19 protein-coding genes are annotated in these 22,003 nt (G+C 58.8%); 4 read left to right on the forward strand and 15 right to left on the reverse strand.

What is annotated here, in order from left to right:
• Positions 1 to 361: 361 nt before the first annotated feature.
• Together pheS and pheT are read left to right on the forward strand one after the other, a co-directional pair.
• Positions 362 to 1,441, forward strand: a complete 1,080-nt coding sequence (gene pheS, locus Q8K08_RS14100; RefSeq protein ID WP_370870553.1) for a phenylalanine--tRNA ligase subunit alpha — start codon at positions 362 to 364, stop codon at positions 1,439 to 1,441.
• Between the two features lie 312 nt (positions 1,442 to 1,753).
• Entirely contained in the window at positions 1,754 to 4,162 is a 2,409-nt protein-coding gene (pheT, locus tag Q8K08_RS14105; RefSeq protein ID WP_305250467.1) for a phenylalanine--tRNA ligase subunit beta, read from the forward strand.
• Between the two features lie 49 nt (positions 4,163 to 4,211).
• On the opposite strand, the gene Q8K08_RS14110 is transcribed toward pheT, so the two are convergent.
• The 7 genes from Q8K08_RS14110 to Q8K08_RS14140 all read right to left on the reverse strand — a co-directional run bounded on the left by Q8K08_RS14110 (position 4,212) and on the right by Q8K08_RS14140 (position 12,458).
• Positions 4,212 to 4,883: a DUF1523 family protein gene (locus Q8K08_RS14110; protein ID WP_304799638.1), complete on the reverse strand. Its 672-nt coding sequence runs from the start codon at positions 4,881 to 4,883 to the stop codon at positions 4,212 to 4,214.
• 7 nt (positions 4,884 to 4,890) lie between these two features.
• Positions 4,891 to 5,160, reverse strand: a complete 270-nt coding sequence (locus tag Q8K08_RS14115; protein ID WP_304799635.1) for a hypothetical protein — start codon at positions 5,158 to 5,160, stop codon at positions 4,891 to 4,893.
• Positions 5,157 to 6,518, reverse strand: a complete 1,362-nt coding sequence (locus Q8K08_RS14120; protein ID WP_305250468.1) for a DUF6638 family protein — start codon at positions 6,516 to 6,518, stop codon at positions 5,157 to 5,159. The genes Q8K08_RS14115 and Q8K08_RS14120 overlap by 4 nt, the downstream gene beginning before the upstream one ends.
• Positions 6,519 to 6,599: 81 nt before the next feature.
• Positions 6,600 to 8,528, reverse strand: coding sequence for an ATP-binding protein (locus tag Q8K08_RS14125; protein WP_304799631.1), 1,929 nt, complete (start codon positions 8,526 to 8,528; stop codon positions 6,600 to 6,602).
• Positions 8,529 to 8,537: 9 nt separating this feature from the next.
• On the reverse strand, positions 8,538 to 9,668 hold the full coding sequence (locus tag Q8K08_RS14130; protein WP_305250469.1) for a hypothetical protein: 1,131 nt from the start codon (positions 9,666 to 9,668) through the stop codon (positions 8,538 to 8,540).
• Complete coding sequence (locus Q8K08_RS14135) at positions 9,669 to 10,742, reverse strand: hypothetical protein (protein ID WP_305250470.1); 1,074 nt, start codon at positions 10,740 to 10,742, stop codon at positions 9,669 to 9,671.
• A 258-nt stretch (positions 10,743 to 11,000) separates the two neighbouring features.
• Positions 11,001 to 12,458: an aldehyde dehydrogenase family protein gene (locus Q8K08_RS14140; protein WP_304797545.1), complete on the reverse strand. Its 1,458-nt coding sequence runs from the start codon at positions 12,456 to 12,458 to the stop codon at positions 11,001 to 11,003.
• Between the two features lie 282 nt (positions 12,459 to 12,740).
• Between Q8K08_RS14140 and Q8K08_RS14145 the strand changes: the two genes are divergently transcribed.
• Positions 12,741 to 13,397 (forward strand): peroxiredoxin, encoded by a 657-nt coding sequence (locus Q8K08_RS14145; RefSeq protein ID WP_304797543.1) that lies wholly within the window; start codon positions 12,741 to 12,743, stop codon positions 13,395 to 13,397.
• A 48-nt stretch (positions 13,398 to 13,445) separates the two neighbouring features.
• Here the strand turns inward: Q8K08_RS14145 and Q8K08_RS14150 are convergent, their stop codons facing one another.
• Positions 13,446 to 13,730 (reverse strand): DUF6525 family protein, encoded by a 285-nt coding sequence (locus Q8K08_RS14150; protein WP_305250471.1) that lies wholly within the window; start codon positions 13,728 to 13,730, stop codon positions 13,446 to 13,448.
• The gene (locus Q8K08_RS14155) at positions 13,706 to 14,908 is read right to left on the reverse strand and encodes a GTP-binding protein (RefSeq protein WP_305250472.1); all 1,203 of its coding nucleotides are present in this window, start codon (positions 14,906 to 14,908) and stop codon (positions 13,706 to 13,708) included. Before Q8K08_RS14155 ends, Q8K08_RS14150 begins: the two co-directional genes overlap by 25 nt.
• Before the next feature lie 105 nt (positions 14,909 to 15,013).
• Here Q8K08_RS14155 and Q8K08_RS14160 point away from each other — a divergent pair, with 105 nt between their 5' ends.
• The gene (locus Q8K08_RS14160; RefSeq protein WP_305250473.1) at positions 15,014 to 16,222 is read left to right on the forward strand and encodes a hypothetical protein; all 1,209 of its coding nucleotides are present in this window, start codon (positions 15,014 to 15,016) and stop codon (positions 16,220 to 16,222) included.
• 48 nt (positions 16,223 to 16,270) lie between these two features.
• On the opposite strand, the gene Q8K08_RS14165 is transcribed toward Q8K08_RS14160, so the two are convergent.
• From Q8K08_RS14165 to pyk, 6 genes are all read right to left on the reverse strand, one after another.
• Positions 16,271 to 16,864, reverse strand: a complete 594-nt coding sequence (locus Q8K08_RS14165; RefSeq protein ID WP_304797537.1) for a L,D-transpeptidase — start codon at positions 16,862 to 16,864, stop codon at positions 16,271 to 16,273.
• A 171-nt stretch (positions 16,865 to 17,035) separates the two neighbouring features.
• Positions 17,036 to 19,177 (reverse strand): polyribonucleotide nucleotidyltransferase, encoded by a 2,142-nt coding sequence (pnp, locus tag Q8K08_RS14170; protein WP_305250475.1) that lies wholly within the window; start codon positions 19,175 to 19,177, stop codon positions 17,036 to 17,038.
• Positions 19,178 to 19,495: 318 nt separating this feature from the next.
• On the reverse strand, positions 19,496 to 19,858 hold the full coding sequence (gene rplT / locus Q8K08_RS14175) for a 50S ribosomal protein L20 (RefSeq protein ID WP_304798713.1): 363 nt from the start codon (positions 19,856 to 19,858) through the stop codon (positions 19,496 to 19,498).
• 12 nt (positions 19,859 to 19,870) lie between these two features.
• Positions 19,871 to 20,071, reverse strand: a complete 201-nt coding sequence (gene rpmI / locus Q8K08_RS14180) for a 50S ribosomal protein L35 (RefSeq protein WP_300855159.1) — start codon at positions 20,069 to 20,071, stop codon at positions 19,871 to 19,873.
• A gap of 113 nt (positions 20,072 to 20,184) precedes the next feature.
• On the reverse strand, positions 20,185 to 20,409 hold the full coding sequence (locus Q8K08_RS14185; protein ID WP_304798709.1) for a hypothetical protein: 225 nt from the start codon (positions 20,407 to 20,409) through the stop codon (positions 20,185 to 20,187).
• Between the two features lie 31 nt (positions 20,410 to 20,440).
• A complete protein-coding gene (pyk, locus tag Q8K08_RS14190) occupies positions 20,441 to 21,886 on the reverse strand; it encodes a pyruvate kinase (protein WP_304798706.1) in 1,446 nt (481 codons plus the stop codon).
• Between the last annotated feature and the right edge of the window lie 117 nt (positions 21,887 to 22,003).

Below are 22,003 nucleotides of genomic sequence, written 5' to 3' on the forward strand. Positions count from 1 at the left end.
GAGGCGGGCTTACTCTCTGCTCTGTCATGGAAGCCTCCTGTCTGATGATTGAGAAGGCCCCAATCGTCAGGCAGGTCAGGCAGATCGCAAAATGAGCGACATTTGGGGGCGTCTCACGCCATCAGCCAAATGCGCCAATGCTGCGGAACGGCTTCGTCCATGGGCCGAGCACGACTTTAAACCAAAACGCCCTATTATTCTAAAGTCGCACCCCACACCTTAACAACCCCTTAGGCCCCAAACCCTAACCTGTTGAAATCCCTCACCCCAGCCCCCTGTAACACAGGGGCAACACGCCTCCCCCTTGCATCCTTGCCCCCTTCCCGCTAACCCGGACTCGCATAATCCAAGGGGACGCGTGATGGACCTGACCAACCTCCGGGGCAAGTATATTGAGGCCGTGGCCGGCGCCACGACCGAGGCCGGGCTGGAAGAGGTCCGGCTGGCGGCTCTAGGCAAGAAGGGCGAAATTTCAGGCCTGATGGCGACACTTGGCAAGATGGACCCCGATCAGCGCAAAGCCGCCGGGGCCGCGATGAACCTTTTGCGGGACGAGATCGACGCCGCCCTGCGGGCCAAGAAGCTCGCCCTTGGCGACGCGGCGCTGAATGAGCGGCTGAAATCCGAATGGCTGGACGTGACGCTGCCCGCCCGCCCCCGCCCGCGCGGCACCGTACACCCGGTCAGCCAGGTGATGGAAGAGCTGACCGCCATCTTCGCCGACATGGGCTTTGCTGTTGCCGAAGGTCCGCAGGTGGAATCTGACTGGTACAACTTCGATGCGCTGAACATCCCCCCCGAACACCCGGCGCGGCAGGAGCATGACACGTTCTTCATGCACCGGGCGACAGGCGACACCCGCCCGCCCCACGTGCTGCGCACCCACACCAGCCCGGTGCAGATCCGCGCGCTGATGGACCATGGCGCGCCGATCCGGGTGATCGCGCCGGGCCGGGTCTACCGGATGGATATGGACCAGACCCATACCCCGATGTTCCATCAGGTCGAGGGTCTGGCGATCGACCGTGATATAAGTATGGCCAATCTGAAATGGACGCTGGAAGAATTCTGCCGCGCGTTCTTCGAGGTGGACCGGGTGGAACTGCGGTTCCGTGCCAGCCATTTCCCCTTTACCGAACCGTCAGCCGAGGTCGATATCCGCTACTCGGTGGTGGGCGGCCAGCTGCGCATCGGTGAGGGCGACAAGTGGATGGAGATTCTGGGCTCGGGCATGGTGCACCCCAAGGTGCTGGCTGCGGCCGGCGTGAACCCGGATGAATGGCAGGGTTTTGCCTTTGGCCTGGGTATCGACCGCATTGCCATGCTTAAATACGGCATCCCTGATCTGCGGGCCTTTTTTGAATCCGATTTACGCTGGTTGCGCCATTACGGGTTTGCGGCGCTTGATATGCCGGATCTGGCAGGCGGTTTAAGCCGCTGAACCAATTACAGTGGCTGAACCAATATTTCGGCCACTGTCCTAAATCCCTGTGCTGCAAGCACAAAACACAGTGCAGCTATCCCGAGCAACAGGATAAGGGGCCAATGGTTTCTGGCCTTGTGGTTCTTTGGTTTTGTGAGCATCGGGTCCATCATGGTGACGGGTCTACACCGTTGGATAAGCAAGAATGTGGCGAACTGTCGTTGTTTGAAGCGACAACCCGTTTCCATCGGGGAAACCCTGCCCGCGTGGCTTCCCCTTGTGTTTGCTTTGCGGTAAGGCCAAAGCCAAGAAAACCAAGGGACGATTGCGATGAAATTCACCCTCTCCTGGCTCAAGGACTATCTCGACACCGAGGCAAGCATTGACGATATCCTCTACGCACTGACTGATCTGGGGCTGGAAGTGGAGGAGGTGGTGAACCCTGCTGCCAAACTGGCACCGTTTACCATTGCCAAAGTCTTGCATGCTGAACAGCACCCTGATGCGGATCGTCTGCGGGTTTGCCGTGTTCTGACGGATGAAGGCGAAAAGCAGATCGTTTGCGGTGCCCCAAATGCGCGCACTGGCATCACTGTAGTTCTGTGCAAACCGGGCGATTATGTGCCCGGGATCGACACCACGCTTGGTGTCGGCAAAATCCGCGGTGTGGAATCACATGGAATGATGGCGTCAGAGCGTGAGTTGGAGCTGTCAGACGAGCATAACGGCATTATCGAATTGCCGTCGGGTGAGGTCGGGGACAAGTTCATCGACTGGCTGGCCGCGAACCGTCCCGGCACGGTGGACCCGATGGTGCACATAAAGGTTACGCCGAACCGCCCGGATGCCTTGGGAGTGCGCGGCATTGCGCGCGATCTTGCCGCCCGTGGGCTTGGCACGCTGAAGCCGCTGAAAATTCCACAGATCGACGGCCAGTTTGATTGCCCGGTTCAGGTGCAGATTGACCCGGCGCTGAAGGCCAAAGGCTGCCCGCATTTTGCGGGGCGGCTGATCCGTGGTGTCACCAATGGCCCCTCGCCGGACTGGCTGCAACAGCGGCTGAAGGCGATTGGCCTGCGCCCGATTTCGGCGCTGGTCGATATTACCAACTTCTTCACCTTTGGCCTGAACCGGCCGCTGCACGTTTTTGATGCGGCCAAGGTCAAAGGCATGTTGCGCATTCATCCCGCACAGGGCGGCGAGGAGATGTTGGCGCTTGACGGCAAGACCTACACCCTTCGCGAAGGCCAGATGGCTATTTCTGATGACGTGGGCGTGGAATCACTGGCGGGGATCATGGGCGGCGAGGTGTCAGGCTGCACGCCAGAGACCACCGATGTTTTCCTTGAATCCGCATGGTGGGACCCGATCACCATCGCTGCGACCGGCCGCGCGCTGCGGATCAATTCCGACGCGCGCTATCGGTTTGAACGTGGTGTGGACCCGGCGTTCACTCTGCCGGGGCTGGATATGGCCACGCAAATGGTGCTGGACCTGTGCGGCGGCACGCCAAGCCGAATTGCCCAAGATGGCGTGCCGATTGATACAACCCGCGCCTATCGCCTGACTCCGGCGCGTGTGATTTCATTGGTGGGGATGGATATACCCGAGGCCGAGCAACGCGCCACGCTGGAAGCTTTGGGCTTTGTGCTGGATGGCAAAATGGCCACCCCGCCAAGCTGGCGGCCTGATGTACTGGGTGAGGCTGATTTGATTGAGGAAGTGGCACGTGTCGCGTCGCTGACCAAACTGATCGGCAAGCCGCTGCCGCGCGCTGTTTCGGGCGTGCCAAAGCCCATTCTGACGCCGCTGCAACAACGCGAACGTACCGCGCGCCGCACCATTGTGGCTTTGGGCTACAATGAATGTGTGACCTATAGTTTCATCGATGAGACTGCTGCTAAACTGTTTGGAGGTGGAACAGACACGGTGCGGGTGGAAAACCCGATCTCGTCCGAAATGAGCCACCTGCGCCCTGATCTGCTGCCCGGTCTTTTGCGGGCTGCGGCGCGCAATCAGGCGCGCGGCTTCATGGATATTTCTTTGGCCGAAATCGGCCCGGCCTTTACTGGGGGGGAACCGGGCGACCAACACCTGCAAGCCGCCGGCTTGTTGGTGGGGCAATCGGCGCCGCGTGATCCTTTTGGCAGCCGCCGCCCCGTTGAAGTGTTCGATGCAAAGGCCGATGCCGAGGCTGTGCTGGCGGCCCTTGGCGCACCTGCGCGCGTGCAGATTACCCGTAAGGTGGCAGGCTGGTGGCATCCGGGGCGGTCGGGCGTGATTGGCCTTGGCCCCAATGTTATGGCGACCTTTGGCGAAGTTCACCCCAAGGTGCTGGCTGAAATGGGGCTCAAGGGGCCTGCGGTTGCCTTTACAATTCTGGTGGCCAACATCCCGTATCCAAAGGTGAAAACCCCAACTCGCCCGGCACTAACCATCAGCGATCTGCAAGCGGTGGACCGTGATTTCGCCTTTGTCGTCGACAAGGGCGTCGAAGGGCTGACGGCTGTGAACGCGGCCCTTGGCGCAGACAAAACGCTGATCGAGTCGGTGCGGATTTTTGACCAGTTCACCGGCGAAAAGGCTGAGGCGCAGATGGGCGCGGGGAAAAAATCCCTTGCCCTGACCGTGCGCCTTCAGCCGACAGAGAAAACCCTAACAGAAGCCGAGATCGAAGCCGTATCGGCTAAGATCATCGAAAAAGTCTCTAAGGCGACGGGTGGTACGCTGCGCGGCTGATCGGTGTGGACGAATGTGTGCCGCCCCCTTTAACCGGGCGCGGCATCATTTATTTTCGGGGTTTTGACCGCCACGTTGCCAGCCATGCCCCAATGCTGCCAAAGAACCCCTTGGCCCGGTCACGTGCGGCGTCCGCCTTTGCGTCCACGGCATCCCATGTTTCTGACGCCTCCTCCAACGCCGGATCAATCGTGCGTTCCCGGAATTGGAGCCAGATCCGACGAATCATGAACAAGACCCCGGCAAGGAAAGTCAGGATGACGATGTTCAGCCACGGGACCATCGTCACATCCGGCCCTGCCACCCGCTTGATCGACACGGCGTTCGGGAAAATCGTGAAGAACTGGTTGCGCCAACCATAGTGGCGAACAGCAACCCAGATTGGTGCCGCATCCGTTGATGAAACCTCTTTTGCCTGCGTTTGCAGCCCAAAGCTGTTAATCTTGAAGTAGGGTGGCCAGCCCCAGCCTGTGTCTTCGTTGCGATACTCCATCGTGCGGCCATTGGGGTAGACCGCGTTGATGAAAAACACATCGCGTGAAGTGGAATTGGCCATGCCTACCTCTGACCTGCTCCAGAAAATAGAGTTCTCGCCAATATCGACGCGGCGGTTTTCAGACCCGACAATGCGCACGATATCCGTTTGCGGCAGGGTATAGTGCAGAAAGGCAAACACCAGCGTCGCCAAGGTCAGCCAAAAGCCCCATTTCACATAACGCATTGTCGCCTCACTGAAAATTCAGGATATAAAGCGTTACCACAATGGCAACGGTCGGGATGATGTAGATGAGCCACAGCAGGTTCTTCTTCAACCCCTTCTCATACAGTGCCATGCCTTTTTCGATATAGGCACTGCGGTCGCCATCGATACCGCCCGCGTCGAACCGTTTTTCCAGCCGCTCGCGCCGGACAGACCGCATGTATATCCTCATTACGAAATATACGATTGTCAGGCCAACATAGCCCACGACCGCAAGTCTGATCCAGCCAATGATCATCCGCGCATCCTTGCCGATTTACCCCATGGACCGACAACCGGTCCGAGATCACGCGCCGGTTTCGGGTCTGGCCGGTGGCGGTCGTCCATGCCCGGTTCCGGGCCGAACAGGGCATCGCGCGCGCCCTGCTTGTCCACCACATACTCACGCTCCAGAAAGTCGGCCACATATTGCCGCTTGCGATCGGACCAACGGGCATAGCTGGCGTAGAACAGTTCTTTATGAACGATATACATTTGCCGCACATCCATCGGTGCAAGTTCAGACAAAAGCATATTCACCAGATCGCGGTCTTTATGGGGTCTTGAGCGCAGGGTGTAGAAATAGGCCGGATGTTCGCTGGTAATGCGCGGCCATGTGCCCCCGGCTTCAATCCAGCGAAGCAGCGCTGCCAGCCCCTGAAACTCCATCGGCAGGCCGCTGCCAAGACGGTGGGCGATGCTGCGCAGCTCGGTCCGGCGCGCGTCGCCGATGTCAAGGTTCAGCATATCCGCCGCCTCGACCAGAATGAAATCCATCTTCTGCCGGATCACCGCCGCCGCATCCATCCCACGCGCCTGCACGATGGGTTCGGCCAGCTCATTGCGTTCCAGCCAGTCGGCAATCTGGTTGCGTTGGGTCTGATCAAACACTGGGGCAATCGGCACAGCACCAAGGCTTTCGCGGGGCAGGGTCGAGATGAGGGCGGGAAATGCCACATCGCGGAACACATAAAGCCCGCCGAAATGGCTGGTCCAGAAATTCGGCTGCTCAAAGGCCATCTGCGGCAGCGCAATCGGCACCCGCGTCACATCGCCGGTTTTCTGGGCTAGGGTGATCATGTCGGCAATCAGCAGATCATCGCGCCAGCCATCGGGTTCTTGGCGGAACCGCTCGATCAGCCGTGCCAGTTTTGTCGCATCGGCGACATGCCCGCCGATGGTGTCCGCCTCTACCGTGATGCGGCGGATTTCCAGTAGTTTGGCTGGCGTCGAGATTTCAAACACCGAATTCTGCAACTCCCCGGCCACAGCATCACGGGCGGTCAGAGCAAAAAGCTGTGCCTCGTTGGTGTCGATGAACTGCCGAATGATCCCACGAGCGGTGGAGAATTTGGCATTGAGCAAAGGCGCATGTTTCTGCGCCGTGGTCAGCAGAATAAACTGCCGGTTGGCGCCATTGGGATTGAGGTAAAGATCATCCCCCAACTCAGCCCCTATTTCGGGGGAATAACCCGAGATGTCGATGTGAAAATCGGTAAGCCCGGTTTCCCGTCCGCACAGATGCTTCATCGCCCGCTTGTAGCGGTCGATGAGGGCGGGGGAGGATACCTCGATCAGGTTGCCGAACATCAGGCCTTTTTCAATCAGCCTGCGCATCGGACCATCTCGCCATTTTCTGTTCACAAATATCCTGGGGGTCCGGGGGCAAAGCCCCTGGGTATCTCCGGCAAAGCTCGGTCATGATTTCCCCTCCAGATACCGCCGCTTGGCCTCTTCGGTGCGCTGGTAATCCCGAACCATTCCCTCAATCGCCACCTCATCCGACTTGTCGGCATAGCGGAATTCGCTATCGGCGTAGCGGTTGATCTCTTGGATCACCATATCCACCGTGATCGGCGTGGTCAGGCCGCGGATCATGGTCAGCTTTTCGTCATAGGGTTTGAAAAGGAACAGGTCGGGGTTTTCCATCCATTCATCCGGCAATTCAAAATCCATCGCCCGCACCTTCACCGCATCAGTGATGTTCTTGATTGCGCGGCCGGTGAAACGCGGATCGGCTTCCTGAATGGCTTTCAGATAGCGGCCAATTTTTGCGATGGTGTCCAGCGGGCCAAGGTCGGCGGCCATCTTGTCCCAGACTTTGATCAGCCCGTCTTCATGCGGGCGCGAATGGCCTTCAAAACTGGCGGCTACGGCCTTTTTTATCTCTTGTGCTGCAAACAACTCGTGGTCGCCCAAGGGGATCGCGTGGTTGCGGCCCATCAGCAGCGACAGGATATCAATGTAGTCCTCGCGCGTTTGCGGGCCATCGACAAGGAAACGCGCACCGGCCCGTTGGCGCAGGGCGTCATCCACATTCTCGGGGTAATTACTGAACATGCCAAAGGTGCAATTGCCGCGCACTACCGTGCTTGCCCCGGCAAAGGCCTGCATGAACACCGCCGTCACCTCTTGCTGGCCTGCGCTTGACTGCCGGTCGCCGCGTTTGCCCGCGACCTGATCAATATCGTCAATGGTGCCAAAGCCGATCACGCCGGGGTCCAGAACATTGTCAATAAACGCCTTTGCGTTCTGGCCGGATTTGCCTTGGTAGCTGTCAATCTGGTCGATCGAGAAGTTCTGATAGCGGAACGGATAGCCCGCAACGGTGCAGTAATCGTTCAGCAAGCCCGCCATCATCTGAATAAGGGTGGTCTTGCCGGTGCCGGGCTTGCCGTCGCCCATAAAAGTAAAGATGAACCCGCCCAATTCGGCAAATGGGTTCAGCTTGCGGTCAAAGTCATAAGCCATCAGCATCTTGGACAGCCGCAGCGACTGGTATTTGGCGATGTGGTTGCCGACCACTTCATGTGGTTTTTTGAACTGCATGCTGATCGCGCTGCCCTTCGTCATGCGGGCGGGTTTGAATCCTGCGATGGTCAGGCCGTCTGTCTCGACCTTCCAGCTTGCGCTGGTAAATGCCTCCAGCCGGGGGGCGGTCTGGGCGCGCAGGGCGACTTTCTCCATCAGCGCTTCGGCAAAGGCGGCGACGGTGGCGGCAAGACGCGGCTCGTCGCTGGCAAAGGTAGCGATGTCCTGATCCAGTTCCCAAAGCACACCTTGCAGGGCGAGGGGGGCGTTGTCGGTCAGGATTTCATCAACGGTGCCGACCTCAACCGTGGTCGTGCCAAGGTGGGGTGCCAGAAGGAACGCGGTGGCATTCGCAAAGGTGTACAGGGTCAGCAGCGCCTCGGCCGACAAAAGTTCCGTGAATTCAGCGCGTTTCAGGTCGGGCAGGCGGCCTTCGAGGTTGGCTTTTTTCAGCTCTCCCAAGGGGGACTGGGCGGCAATGGTCTCCCCCGTCGCCAGTGCTATTGCCAAAGCCCGGCGCAGCGAGTGCAGAACTGATGCCTGCATGGGTGACACAAGGCCATCTGACCCCGACTCAACCCGTTCTACAATCCGCACGCCACCGGGGCGGGTGGTGGGGCGGGTCACAAGGCCCGGTGTGGTAGAGCGGAAGCGCGGGCGGCTGCCAAGGCCGGGCGAGCGCTCTTCCACCCGATCGGGTGTCATCGCTTTGCCTAGCCGCGGCGCGTGATCAAACCCGGTCAGCAAGGCGAGGGCCGCGTCATACTGGGCGCGGATCGTCTCTTCTTTCAGCTCCATCGTGTCGCGTGTGGACATGTCTACCCCCTACCGTGTTGCAATGATGCGCCCACCTGCGCCCACCACGAATTTGCGCACATCCCGAAAGCCGGGCGGATTGAGCTCGGCCAACGCCTGATAGGGCCGTTCGGGCAACACCACCATGCGTTCCATCCGCGTTGTCCCAGTGTCAGCCCCTATGCCGGCAAAGGGATCAAGGGCAAAGATCTGGCGTTCCACTGTGCTAAACCAGCCGTCCTTGATTTGTTCGACCCGATCAGAGTTCAGATCTTCAACCGTCCAGACCAGCGCCCAATCCTGACCTTCGGGTGCCATCGCATTGGCCAGAACGTCAGAGATCGGTCCCGATTGCAGGGTGAAGCTGTGTGAGTACATCGGGCCAAGGTGGAGGCGTCGCAGTCGCTTGGGGTGCAGCGTGTCAAAGTCGGTGTCAAATCCTTGGGCGATGGTCAGCAATTTCAGCCCGGCCATCGATTGTGCCATCAGATGATGCTGCGCCCTTGGCCAGCGGCTGTCATCATTGGGAAGCGGTCGCTTGCCGCTGTCTTCAAGGTCCAGCAGATAGACCACGGGCAGATTGAGTTGCGTGTCATACACGGCCCAATGCACCAGATACTGACGGCGCCCCTTTTTGTCGGCGATCCACTGGGCATCTGGATCGTTGCGGGCCAGAAACAGCCCGCCTTGTGCCAAAGCCTCGTAATACATGCGCTGTGACAGCGCGAATTGTAGGTCGGTCGGCAAGGCAAGGTCGCCCACAATCCGGCGGATCATCCGTTCTTTCAATTCCTCAACCGAGGCACTGCCCGACAGGTGTTTATCCGCCTGCGCGGCATCAACGGCCATCATCATCAGCTCTTGCACGACCGGAAAGCCGCTTTCATGCCGATCAAATGTCAGGCGCAGCGGAGAGTCTGAACGCCCCGTCATCAGATACTTGCAAGACAAGGCCCGGAATGTCGTGGCCAAAGACGTCAGATATCGCCCCAAGACGCGAGCCTCGGTGCGTGTCAGCGTGCCTTCGGATTCCAGTTCGCCCGCAACACGGGCCAGATGGCCAGAGATACGGTCAAACTTGGCAAAATAACGCCGCGCAACAAGCGTGTCATACAGCTCTGTGTGGTCGTTGGTCAGCTGCGCCTTGACTTCGTTTGTCACCTATTCGCCATACGCATTCTTGTCGTGCTTTTCGACAATCGCAGCAAAGCGGCGGTTGAACCGCTCGTCTGCTTTGGCCTTTTGCTCAAGGATCTTGCGGGCAAAGACCATGTGACCCTCATGCGCCTCCAGCATGCCCGCCATCCGGTCATTGGTGGCAGAGCCGATGGCGGCCATGGCGGCCTGCGCCTCTTGGTCGGTCTTCACGCCAATTTCGTTGATACGGTGGGCCACATCCTGCTGCTGCGCGGTCTTCAAGCTGCTGGACAGCGCATCATAGAGCACCACGCGCTGTTTGGTGTCGGTTTGCAGTTTGTTGATCAGGACAAGCTGGGTCGCGGCCTGATTTTGCAAGGAATCCATCCATGTCTTGCCCTTTTCGATATAGCGTTCAAGCGTTTGGCTTTTCGCCAGCTTGACCTGTTCATCCTGCACCAGCGCGTTGAAACGGGTGTTCACCTCGGCCAGTTCGGTTTCCAGTCGGGTGCGGGCTGTGGCATCCTGTTCGACGCTGATCTTGTTTTCCAGCTCGATGATCCTTGGGTCCATCGCCGCAATTTCGACGCGCACTGCTTCCAGTGCGCCAACTGTGTCTTCACGTTCCACCAAAGTGGCCGACAGGTTAGATTCAACGCTGGCCTTTTGCCCGTTCAACAGATCAAGCTGGCCCTGCAGCAATTTGACGATCACATCAGATTTACCGATCAGATCCTGGAGCTTGTCGTCAATGCTGGCGGTGCGCATCCGCTCCTGCCGCATCGCTTCAGACTTTGCGTTGCTGAAGATGCCGATAAAGCTTTCCATCCCGGTTTTCGACCGCATTTCGTCGAAGTCTTTGGAAAAGCCCGCTGTCACATCATCAAGCCCCATGATCAGCTCGGCGATATTGGCGGTCATCAGATCGGTGTGCTTATGCACATCTTCCAGCGTGGCGTTTTCGATGTCGATGGCGGCCTCACCCGACTCAAGCTTCTGCCGCGCGATCTCAATCCGGCTGGTGACTGCACTGATCTTGGCCTGTGCTTCGGCCACCTGTTTCTGGCTTTCCTGAATTTGAGCGTTGAAATCGGCCATTATGTCTGCCCTCCGCTGGAGTGTGTCACAGTAATCATATGGGGAATGTAAATATGAATTACATTGCCCGCCAAGGGGAAAGTGGTGTGCAGAATAAAATCTCTCGCGTCACGTTCGCCCACAAGTCAGGCCCGCTTATTCTTGCCGCAGTCGATGCAAGACGCCAAGACCTTATCGGCGATAGGCAAAGGGAAAGGGCGCGTCGATGGCTGATCGACGCGCCCTTTCAAAAGACAGGCTGCGCTGGGTTGCGGACGCTTACTCTGCTGCTGTTTTCAAGGTGAAGTCGTAGCCCGACACGCCTTTGGGCTCGAGGAACTCTTCTAGGCCCCAGATCCCACCCTCACGCGCGCGGCCCGATTGCTTGACGCCGCCAAAGAACGAACCTGCACCACGCGACTTGCCGTTCATCTCGACCATGCCGGATTTCAGCACGTGGCTAAGGCGGTTCGCGCGGGTCGGATCGCCCGACTGGACATAATTGGTCAGGCCATAAGGCGTGTCATTTGCAATCTTGACGGCTTCTTCTTCGGTTTCAAAGGGTATGATCGCCAGAACCGGGCCAAAGATTTCCTCGCGCTCGATCGTCATGCCGGGCTTCACATCGGCAAAGATCGTCGGTTTGACGTAGAAACCACGGTTGAATCCTTCGGGCAGGCCGGGGCCTCCCGCCACCAGACGAGCACCTTCGTCGATGCCCTTCTGGATATAACCCTGAATCTGTTCCCATTGGCGTTTGTTTACCACCGGGCCGATATGGGGCCCAGCCTCCTGCGCGGGGCCGACCTTTATGCTGTTGGCCACTTCTGCTGCGCGCGCAACGGTCTTGTCATAGACGCTGCGCTCGACCAGAAGCCGCGATGGCGCGTTGCAGCTTTGACCGGTGTTTTCCATCATGTGCAGCACAGAGCGTTCGACCGCTTTGTCGTCAGCATCAGCAAACAAAAGGTTGGCCCCTTTGCCGCCCAGTTCCAGCGTCACCCGCTTCAGCGTCTCGGCAGCGGCTTTGGAAATCGCCTTACCTGCGCGGGTTGATCCGGTGAAAGAGATCATCTCAACATCGGGATGGGTCGAAAGCTGGCTGCCCACGCCGGCGCCATCGCCGTTCACAAGGTTGAATACGCCTGCGGGGATTCCGGCATCGTGGCAGAATTCCGCAAACAACATCGCGTTCAACGGGCTTTCTTCCGACGGCTTCAGTACGCAGGTGCACCCTGCCAGCATGGCGGGAATGGCCTTAAGCGCAATCTGGTTGACCGGCCAGTTCCATGGCGTGATCAACCCAACGACGCCAATCGGCTCCATGATCACGGCAGAGTTGGGGGCCTCGGGGCCAAGCGGGCGGACCCATTCGATTTTCTCAAACGCCTTGAGGAAGTTCTTGGTGTGCCATGGCAGACAAGGGGCCTGATCGGACAACGAGAAATCAATGGGCGCCCCCATTTCCACCGAAATCGCCTCGGCAAACTCTTGCAGGCGGGCGTTGTATTGGTCAAGGATCGCAGCCACCAGACGGGCGCGCTCTTTCGGAGGCGTCGCAGCCCAACCCGGAAAGGCAGCCTTGGCGGCGGCAACGGCGGCATCGGTGTCAGCCTGATCGCCCAGCGAGATCACAGCGCAAGGTTCTTCGTTTGAGGGGTTGATCACCTGATAGTCGCGGGAAGCCGCCGGGGCGACCCATTGACCATTGATGTAGAAATCACGCTTCGTCAGCATTGCTTTTCTCCCGTCTGAAATTTGATCATATGGTGAACCGATGGGGCGCATACTGCAAGCTGCATAGCGACCTGTCGCGTGGTTGCTATGACGCGTTCTGACCATTCGTTTCGTCAGATTGACCGATGCGCCGTTTCGCGCGCAATCGGATTGCAGGGCTGAACGTTCCTCCGACAGAGTAATCCGGCGTCTTTTGTCCTTGTTTTCCCTGTCATTCCGCAAGGGGGATGAAAAGACGTTCTGAACCGCATAGGTAAGGGGCCAGAAACGAAGGAGTTTTTCATGTCGATCCGTATCAATGATATTGCCCCCGATTTCACCGCCGACTCGACGGCAGGAAAAATCAGCTTCCACGACTGGGTGGGCGACAGCTACGCCATTATCTTCAGCCATCCGCGCGACTTTACCCCGGTTTGCACCACTGAATTCGGTGCTGTTGCCCAGTTGGCGGGCGAGTTTGCCAAACGCAAAACCAAGGTTATCGGCGTGTCAGTCGATTCGGTCGAGGATCATGGGAAATGGAAGCGTGACATCGAGGCGGTTTCGGGCGCGCCCGCAGATTTCCCGATCATCGACGATACCAGCCTGACGGTTGCAAAGGCCTATGACATGCTGCCCGCCGAATTTTACCTGCCGACCGAAGGCCGGACTCCGGCGAATACGGCAACGGTGCGCACGGTCTATATCGTGGGGCCGGACAAGAAAGTGCGGTTGACCATGACCTATCCGATGTCGGTCGGGCGCAACTTTGCCGAGATCCTGCGCGCACTGGATGCGGTGCAGGCCACCGATGGCGTGCCGATTGCGACCCCAGCCAACTGGGTTCCAGGTCAAGATGTGATCGTGGCCCTGTCGCTGAACGACGATCAGGCCAAAGAGAAATTTGGCGCGCTAGATATCAAGCTGCCGTATTTGCGCTTTGCCAAACGGCCGGTCTGAGGTCAGGCAGCAGAAAAGAAGGCCCCGGATAATGTCCGGGGCCTTTTGCTATTGCGGGTAGTCGTCGCCCCATACCTTTGCAGCCTCGCGCCGCAGGGTCGCGCGTTCGGCCTGTGATAACCGTGCAAGCGCCGTCTGCGCGCATTTGGTCTCGTTCAGTGCGCGGGTCCAAAGCTTGCGCAACGATGTCGCGCTCCAGGGCAAAGCAGCTTGCGCAGCCCATTCCCGCACCGGAGCGGGCAGGCCATCATGATCGGCCATGGCGTTGCCCGATCGCCAACGGGCGCGAGGAGATGTCAGGTTGCGCATCATGCCGCCTGCTGCCGCCGCCATGTCGGGAACGGATCGGCAAGGCCTTCCCACAGATGAGGGGCGTAATCCGTGGCCTCGACCAGTGCCGCATCCAGTGCAGCTGTCAGTGCCGCCTGATCCAGGCCCGCACCGATGAACACGATCTCTTGGCGCCGGTCGCCCCATGGCTCTTGCCAGTGGCGCGCCACTTCGGCCAGCGCATCCGGGTGGGTTGGCCACCGCTCCTGCGGGACCGAGGCCCACCAACCGCCCAGAGGAGACACCGAAGACACCGCTCCGGCCAGCGAGAACTCGGCAACCCAATTGGGGCGTGTGGCCAACCAGAAATGACCCTTGGCCCGGATCACCCCCGGCAGGTCACCGTTCAGAACCGCATGAACGCGCGCCGGGTCAAACGGACGGCGAGCGCGGTAGACGAACGAGCTGATGCCATATTCCTCGGTCTCTGGAGTGTGATGCTCAAAGCCATACAGCTCTTTCGCCCAAAGCGGATGTTCCTGCGCACGGTCAAAATCGAACAGGCCGGTGCCAAAGATCGCATCTGCATCCACGCGGCTGTGGTTGGCTTCAATCAGGCGTGCATCGGGATTCAGGGCGCGAATGATTTTGCGTGCGGCATCCACCCGCTCGGAACCTGCATCGCTGCATTTGTTCAGGATGATCACATTGGCAAATTCGATCTGGTCGGTCAGCAGGTTGACCAGCGTGCGTGTATCCTCCTCGCCCATGACCTCGCCCCGGTCGGCAAGAAAATCATGGCTGGAAAAGTCGCGCAGCAGGTTGATAGCATCGACCACCGTTACCATCGTATCCAGTTCCGCCACGTCGGACAGGCTGTCGCCGGCCTCATCGCGAAAGTCGAACGTGGCCGCGACCGGCAGGGGTTCGGCAATGCCGGTAGACTCGATTAGCAGATAGTCAAAGCGCCCCTCGGCCGCCAGCCTGCGCACTTCGATCAAAAGATCGTCGCGCAAGGTGCAACAGATGCACCCATTGGTCATTTCCACCAGCTTTTCTTCGGTGCGCGACAGATCCGCCCCATCTCGGATCAGATCGGCGTCGATGTTCACCTCGCTCATGTCATTGACGATGACTGCCACGCGGCGACCGTCGCGGTTGTTCAGCACATGGTTCAGCAAGGTGGTCTTTCCGGCACCCAAAAAGCCGGACAAGACGGTGACGGGAAGACGGGCGCGCATAATTGATCCTTTTATGTAATAGTATAACATATTTATACCACGTGACGCGCCGTCTCAAGCCGAAATACTTGAACATCGTTCAAGCTTGCGATAAGGGGATGAACAATGTTCATGGAGATGCAGATGCACACCATCGCCGACACGCGACAGCTTTCCCTCGATGGGATCATTACGACAGACCAAGCCCGCATCATCGAAGCCCGCGCCCGAGAGGCGATGGCTGGAATGGCGATCAACACCCTGCTTTGCGCCGGTATTCTGGCGGCCACGTTTGGAACGATCTTCTGGCTGGCCAGTGCGCCCGCCGTAGCCCTGCTTGGTACGGGCCTTTTGGCGGCGGGGCTGGTCATCCTTGCAAAGGGTGGGGATGTCTATCGAATGTTCGGCAACGCGGCCGCCCTGATCGGGGCCGGGATGCTGATTGGGGGCGCGGGCCTTGAACTGGTGGGCAAATACCATGACATCGCGGCGGCCGTCATGATTCCCGGCGGGGCGCTGGTGGCCGCAATTGCTGGTCGAGCCCTCATGATGGGAGGACTGACCACGCGCTTTGTTCAGGGGGCCATCCTTCTGATGGGAGTGGCCTTGCACCTTGGTGGCGTCGGGATCTTGGTAGAGCAAATGCCAATCGGTGGGTGGTGGATGGTTCTTGTCTATGGATATGCCGCTGTCATCCTCGCGTTTGCCGGTTGGCTAACAGATGTGCGCCTTGTCACGGCGTTTGCGCTGATCCCGTTTGCGCAGATGCTGGACACGGGAACAGTGTATTTCCGCGCCGTTTATGTCTTCATGTCACCGGAACCCACGCTGAGTATTCTTCAGCTTTCGATGTTGCTCGTGGCGATGGTCTGGATCGGCAGCACCGTTGCAGAGCGCACGGCGCGACACACCCGCATCCTTGCGACCATGGCCTTCATCGTTGCGAACCTTTGCGCTTTGGTCGGGTCGCTCTGGGGCGATGTCGTGGGGCAGACACTTTGGGGGCCTGGCCAATCATGGCACAGCGACTTATCCTATGACGCCTATGCCGCGCAACAAGACGCTTTTATGGCGACCGCGCTGGAAATCTCTCCCGCCGTCTATTCGATCCTCTGGGCCTTGGCCTTGATTGTTATCGTGGCTTGGGCGGCGCATAGCAACCGCCGCGCCCTGTTCAACGCGGGCGTCACCTTTGCCGCGATCCACGCCTATACCCAGATGTTTGAAAGCTTTGCTGATGAACCGCTGGCCTATGTGATTGGTGGTTTTGCCACGATCCCGCTGGCATGGGGCATGTGGCGGCTGAACCATTGGTTTACGACCCGCAGCGCTTGAGTGTGCAAACGGCCAAAGACTGGCGCTTGATATTGCCAATCTTTCACATCAGGCGGCGGCTCTTTTGGGGTAAAGCACAACTTTTGCCCCGATTGGCACCATGTCGTACAGCTGCTGTATATGTTCATTGGGCAGACGTACGCAACCATTCGACACCGCCGAAGCGATTGTCCACGGTTCGGGGGTGCCATGGATGCGCAGAAACGTATCACCGCGGCGCTCGTCAAACAGATACAGCGCCCGTGCGCCCAGCGGGTTACCCGGACCACCTGGCATGCCATCGGCGTATTTCGCATAGGCGCCGGGATTTCGGGCGATCATCTCTTTGGTTGGGGTCCAGCTTGGCCACTCCTTCTTGGCCCCGACTGTGAAACTGCCGGGCTCATACAAATTGCCACGGCCCACACCGACAACAAACCGCACTGCGCGGCGGGGTTCGATCAGCCAATACAACGAAAACGTATTCGGATCGACAAGCAGTATACCCGGTTCAAACGTATCACGCAGTCGGACGATCACCGGCTGATGTTCGGGTGGCACCACATAGGTTTTCAGGTTGGGCTTGGTCTGAGAAAGCGCCGGGCTGGCCAGAAGTGCGGCCGAAGAAGATAGAAACAGGCGGCGGGTTAGGTCAGGCGTCATGCGGATCATCCCAAGTTAGCGTTTCCCTACGTTTGCCACAGATATGATTCGAGGGAAGCCACTGTGGCCATAATCACGCGCATGTGTAGCCGGTTGACCGCGGATGAAGGCCCAAAAGGCAAAAAAGCCCCGGCGTTTGCCGGGGCTTTTCCAGAGGTCAGACCGAGCCAATCAGGCTTCGGACGACTCTTCTTTTTTCTCTACGACTTCTTCGCCGGTTTCCTGATCGACCATCTTCATGCCAAGGCGCACCTTGCCACGATCATCAAAGCCCAGAAGTTTGACCTTCACTTCCTGGCCTTCTTTCAGGATCTCGTTCGGGTGGGTCAGGCGCTTGTTGGCGATCTGGGACACATGCACCAGACCATCACGCTTGCCGAAAAAGTTCACAAACGCGCCAAAATCGACCAGTTTGACAACCTTACCGGTATAAACGCGGCCTTCTTCCGGCTCTGCCACGATCGAATAGATCATGTCATACGCGCGCTTGATGGCGGCGGCATCGCTGGAGGCGATCTTGATGATACCGTCGTCGTTGATATCGACCTTGGCACCCGACGTTTCCACGATCTCGCGGATGACCTTGCCGCCAGACCCGATCACTTCACGGATCTTGTCGGTTGGAATCTGCATCGTCTCGATCTTCGGGGCATACTGGCTGAACGCCTGAGCCGAGGTCAGCGCCTTGGCCATTTCACCCAGGATGTGCATCCGGCCATCTTTTGCCTGCGCAAGCGCCTGCTCCATGATCGCTGGGGTGATCCCGGCAATCTTGATGTCCATTTGCAGGCTGGTGATGCCGTTCGCAGTGCCAGCCACCTTGAAGTCCATGTCGCCAAGGTGATCTTCATCGCCAAGGATGTCGGTCAACACAGCGTAAGAGCCGTCTTCTTCCAGGATCAGACCCATGGCAACGCCAGCCACCGGTGCTTTCAGAGGAACGCCCGCATCCATCATCGCAAGCGATCCGCCGCAGACCGATGCCATCGACGACGAGCCGTTGGATTCGGTGATCTCGGACACAAGCCGGATGGTGTAGGGGAAGTCGGTTGCCGCAGGCAGAACCGCCTGCAACGCGCGCCATGCCAGCTTACCATGGCCAATCTCACGACGGCCGGGCGACCCCACACGACCCACTTCGCCCACCGAATAGGGGGGGAAGTTATAGTGCAGCAGGAAGTTAGAGCGGCTGTTGCCGTGCAGAGCGTCGATGATCTGCTCATCTTCGCCGGTGCCAAGGGTGGTCACGACCAGACCTTGGGTTTCGCCACGGGTGAACAGCGCAGAGCCATGCGTGCGCGGCAGGATGCCGGTTTCGCAGTTGATCGCGCGGACAGTTTTTGTGTCGCGGCCATCAATACGGGTGCCGTTCTTGACAACATCGCCACGCAGGATCGACGATTCCAGCTTCTTGATCGCCGAGCCAAGGTTGCTATTGGCAAGGTCTTCTTCGTTCAATGCGCCCTTGATCGCCGCAACCGCATCAGAAATCGCGGTCGTGCGCTCTTGCTTGTCGCGGATCGCAAAGGCGGCGCGCATCTGGGTTTCGCCAGCTGCTTTCACGCGCGCATACAGGTCGGAATAGTCTGGTGGCGAGAAATTGAATGGCTCTTTGGCGCAATCTTCGGCGAAGTCGAGGATCATGTCGATCACCGGCTGCATCGCGTCATGGCCGAACTTTACCGCGCCCAGCATTTCCTCTTCGGTCAGCTCATAGGCTTCCGATTCCACCATCATCACGGCTTCTTTGGTGCCGGCGATGACCAGATCAAGGCGCTGGTCGGGATTGTTGCGCAGGTTCTGCATGTCTTCGACATCAGGGTTCAGCACATAGCCGCCATTGGTGAAACCAACGCGGGCGGCAGCGATCGGGCCCATGAACGGCACGCCAGAAATCGTCAGCGCGGCCGAGGCGGCGATCATCGCTACAACATCGGGTTCGTTGACCAGATCGTGGCTAAGCACCGTGCACATCACCAGAACTTCATGCTTGAAGCCTTCGACGAACAGCGGCCGGCACGGACGGTCAATCAGGCGCGAGGTCAGCGTTTCCTTTTCGGAAGGCCGCGCTTCACGCTTGAAAAAGCCGCCGGGGATCTTGCCAGCGGCGTAGTATTTTTCCTGATAGTGCACGGTCAGCGGGAAAAAGTCTTGTCCCGGCTTTGCCTGCTTGGCAAAGGTCACGTTGGCCATGACGCTGGTATCGCCCAAAGTGGCGATCACCGAGCCGTCGGCCTGACGGGCAACCTTGCCGGATTCCAGTGTCAGGGTTTCTTCGCCCCACTGGATGGATTTACGAGTCACGTTGAACATCTATCGTTCCCTATATGGAAGCACCCACGGCCCCTGCCGTGTCTTCCCTTTGCATGGCGGCCCCATTGCCGCCGCCCCCCAATCCTTTGCATGCGGCCGGGGGCGGGCCTCACGTCGCAGATTTTGGGGCATTACAGGAAAACCGGCGCTTTGGGAAGCGGGCTGTTGGGCAAGGGGAGGGCTTTGCGGCTGCGGTCTGCCGCCCGGTCAATCAGCAACTTGAGTCAAACTTGCCAGATCAGCGTTGATGCCATGCGTTCGCACCCAAAACAAAAAGCCCCGCCAAATGGCAGGGCTTTTCAAAAGTTTTAACGCTGATCAGGCCAGAGCAGATTTCGCCTGCGCGGCAATGGCGTTGAACGCCTCTGGCTCATGCACGGCCAGATCGGCGAGAACCTTGCGGTCCACTTCGATGCCAGCCAGCGACAGGCCGTTGATCAGGCGCGAATAGGTCATTTCCATATCGAACAGACGCACGGCAGCGTTGATCCGCTGGATCCACAGGGCGCGGAACTGGCGCTTGCGAACCTTACGGTCACGGGTCGCATACTGCTGGGCCTTGTCGACGGCCTGCGTAGCGGTGCGGAAGTTGGTCGAGCGGGCGGCGTAATAACCGGCGGCTTTCTTGATGACCTTGCGGTGGCGTGCGTGGGTGACGACACCAGATTTAACGCGGGACATGGGTGTCTCTCCTTAGCGGTCGTAGGGCATGTACTTCTTGACGATTTTGGTGTCCGCAGCGGACAGCAACATCGTGCCAGAAGCATCGCGAATGAACTTGGTCGTACGCTTGATCATGCCGTGACGCTTGCCGGCAACGCCAGCTTTGGCCCGACCGGACGCGGTGAAGCTGAAGCGCTTCTTCGCAGCGGATTTGGTCTTCATCTTGGGCATTTCGATCTCCAATCGTCATATGCGCGACTCGGCATGCCTAAGTTGGCCGGCCCCGCAGGCTTTCCAGAACGGCTCCTATAGGGGGGCGCTGCCTTGGGCGCAAGGCAAAAGAGTCAGTTCACGAAGCGGCCAATGACGCGAAAGAAGATATCGGGGATTTGCGACAGTGCGATGCCGCCGGGCTTTTGGCTGAGAGCGATGGCAACAAGTGTGCCGCCAATCAGCAAAATGATGGCAGCCGCCCGAGGTGGGCGGCTGTCAGCGAAAGCTGCAAATATCGAGGGGATGCACAGGACCAGAAGCGTGGCCCCTATGACGAACATCAGATCTGAATCCATCGCCAACCCTCTAAGATACATTAGAGCGCGATTATTCAGGATCGGCCTTGTAAATCAACCGTTCATCACACGGAGCGACCCGCAGGATGTTGGTTGTGCCCTGTACGTTGAACGGCACGCCTGCGGTCAGAACGATCTGATCCGTTTCGGTCGCAAACCCGTGTTGGCGCGCGGCGCGGACAGCCGAAATAACAGCGCCTTTGAAGCGGTCCTGTTCTTCTGTGATCACGCAATGCGTGCCCCAGGTCAGGCACAACCGACGCGCGGTATTCATCAGCGGGGTCAAGGCGATGATCGGAACGCGGGGGCGTTCACGTGCGACAAGGCTGACTGTGGTGCCAGACTGCGAGAACACAGCAATTGCCTTGATATCGGTCGATTCCGCGATTTCGCGTGCAGCTGACACAATGCCATCTGCCACGGTAGATCGGCTGACGCTGCGGCTGGCCTCAATCACCTGACGATATGTCGGGTCGCTTTCGACCGAGATCGCTACGTTGTTCATGGTGGCAACAGCTTCAATCGGGAACTTCCCGGCAGCAGATTCGGCCGACAGCATTACGGCATCGGCACCCTCATAGATGGCGGTGGCGACATCAGATACCTCGGCACGGGTGGGCATCGGGGATTCGATCATCGATTCCAGCATCTGCGTCGCGACGATCACCGGTTTGGCGGCGGCGCGGGCCTTGCGGACCAGACGTTTCTGGATCGGTGGCACCGAATAGACCGGTAGTTCAACACCAAGATCGCCACGGGCAACCATGATACCATCGGACACGGCGAGGATTTCGTCGTAGGCTTTGACGGCTGCGGGCTTTTCGATTTTCGACAGCACCGCGGCACGGCCACGGGCCAGCGCCTTTGCCTCGATCACGTCTTCTGCACGCTGGACGAAAGACAGGGCCAGCCAGTCGACGCCCAGTTCACAAGCGAATTCCAGATCCTTGAGGTCTTTTTGCGACAGCGCTGCCAGCGGCAGAACCACGTCGGGCACGTTCACGCCCTTGCGGTTGGAAATCGCGCCACCGACGGTGACGGTGCAATTGGCGAAATCCTTGCCGCATTCATCCACGACCAAACGGATCTTGCCGTCATTGACCAGAAGCGATGCCCCTGGTTCAAGGGCCGCAAAAATCTCGGGGTGCGGAAGCTGCACGCGGGTGGCGTCACCGGGCGTGGCGTCCAGATCGAGGCGGAATTTGTCGCCATCGGCCAGATCATAAGAGTCGGCTGTAAATGTGCCGACCCGCAGCTTTGGCCCCTGAAGATCAGCCAGAATGGCGATGGGCCGTCCGGTGTCGGATTCGACCTGCCGGATGATGGCATGGCGCGCACGGATATCGTCATGCGTGCCATGGCTCATGTTCAGGCGGAACACATCTGCCCCTGCCTCAAACAATGCGCGGATCATTTCATAGTCATTAGAGGCCGGGCCCAAAGTGGCCACGATCTTAACGTTCCGAAGGCGTCTCATGCCTTGTTCCTTCTTCAGTTATCACTTCGTGGTGGGCCACGGGTGGGAATAGAGCAATCGGGCGCGCGGGGCAACTGGCGCTTTCAGCTCATAGGGCTTAAACGGTTAAAAGCATGG

Source organism: Pseudotabrizicola sp. (assembly GCF_030684215.1).
Lineage (GTDB): Bacteria > Pseudomonadota > Alphaproteobacteria > Rhodobacterales > Rhodobacteraceae > Pseudotabrizicola.

Bases quoted from the DNA above. Each gene is read 5' to 3' on its own strand.
- Q8K08_RS14135 (WP_305250470.1), bottom strand. From the start codon at position 10,742: ATGGCCGATTTCAACGCTCAAATTCAGGAAAGCCAGAAACAGGTGGCC.
- Q8K08_RS14110 (WP_304799638.1), bottom strand. From the start codon at position 4,883: ATGCGTTATGTGAAATGGGGCTTTTGGCTGACCTTGGCGACGCTGGTG.
- Q8K08_RS14155 (WP_305250472.1), bottom strand. From the start codon at position 14,908: ATGCGCGCCCGTCTTCCCGTCACCGTCTTGTCCGGCTTTTTGGGTGCC.
- Q8K08_RS14145 (WP_304797543.1), top strand. From the start codon at position 12,741: ATGTCGATCCGTATCAATGATATTGCCCCCGATTTCACCGCCGACTCG.
- Q8K08_RS14160 (WP_305250473.1), top strand. From the start codon at position 15,014: ATGTTCATGGAGATGCAGATGCACACCATCGCCGACACGCGACAGCTT.
- Q8K08_RS14185 (WP_304798709.1), bottom strand. From the start codon at position 20,409: ATGGATTCAGATCTGATGTTCGTCATAGGGGCCACGCTTCTGGTCCTG.
- rplT (WP_304798713.1), bottom strand. From the start codon at position 19,858: ATGTCCCGCGTTAAATCTGGTGTCGTCACCCACGCACGCCACCGCAAG.
- Q8K08_RS14125 (WP_304799631.1), bottom strand. From the start codon at position 8,528: ATGTCCACACGCGACACGATGGAGCTGAAAGAAGAGACGATCCGCGCC.
- pheT (WP_305250467.1), top strand. From the start codon at position 1,754: ATGAAATTCACCCTCTCCTGGCTCAAGGACTATCTCGACACCGAGGCA.
- pheS (WP_370870553.1), top strand. From the start codon at position 362: ATGGACCTGACCAACCTCCGGGGCAAGTATATTGAGGCCGTGGCCGGC.
- Q8K08_RS14115 (WP_304799635.1), bottom strand. From the start codon at position 5,160: ATGATCATTGGCTGGATCAGACTTGCGGTCGTGGGCTATGTTGGCCTG.
- Q8K08_RS14120 (WP_305250468.1), bottom strand. From the start codon at position 6,518: ATGCGCAGGCTGATTGAAAAAGGCCTGATGTTCGGCAACCTGATCGAG.
- Q8K08_RS14140 (WP_304797545.1), bottom strand. From the start codon at position 12,458: ATGCTGACGAAGCGTGATTTCTACATCAATGGTCAATGGGTCGCCCCG.
- Q8K08_RS14165 (WP_304797537.1), bottom strand. From the start codon at position 16,864: ATGACGCCTGACCTAACCCGCCGCCTGTTTCTATCTTCTTCGGCCGCA.
- pnp (WP_305250475.1), bottom strand. From the start codon at position 19,177: ATGTTCAACGTGACTCGTAAATCCATCCAGTGGGGCGAAGAAACCCTG.
- pyk (WP_304798706.1), bottom strand. From the start codon at position 21,886: ATGAGACGCCTTCGGAACGTTAAGATCGTGGCCACTTTGGGCCCGGCC.
- Q8K08_RS14150 (WP_305250471.1), bottom strand. From the start codon at position 13,730: ATGGCGGCGGCAGCAGGCGGCATGATGCGCAACCTGACATCTCCTCGC.
- rpmI (WP_300855159.1), bottom strand. From the start codon at position 20,071: ATGCCCAAGATGAAGACCAAATCCGCTGCGAAGAAGCGCTTCAGCTTC.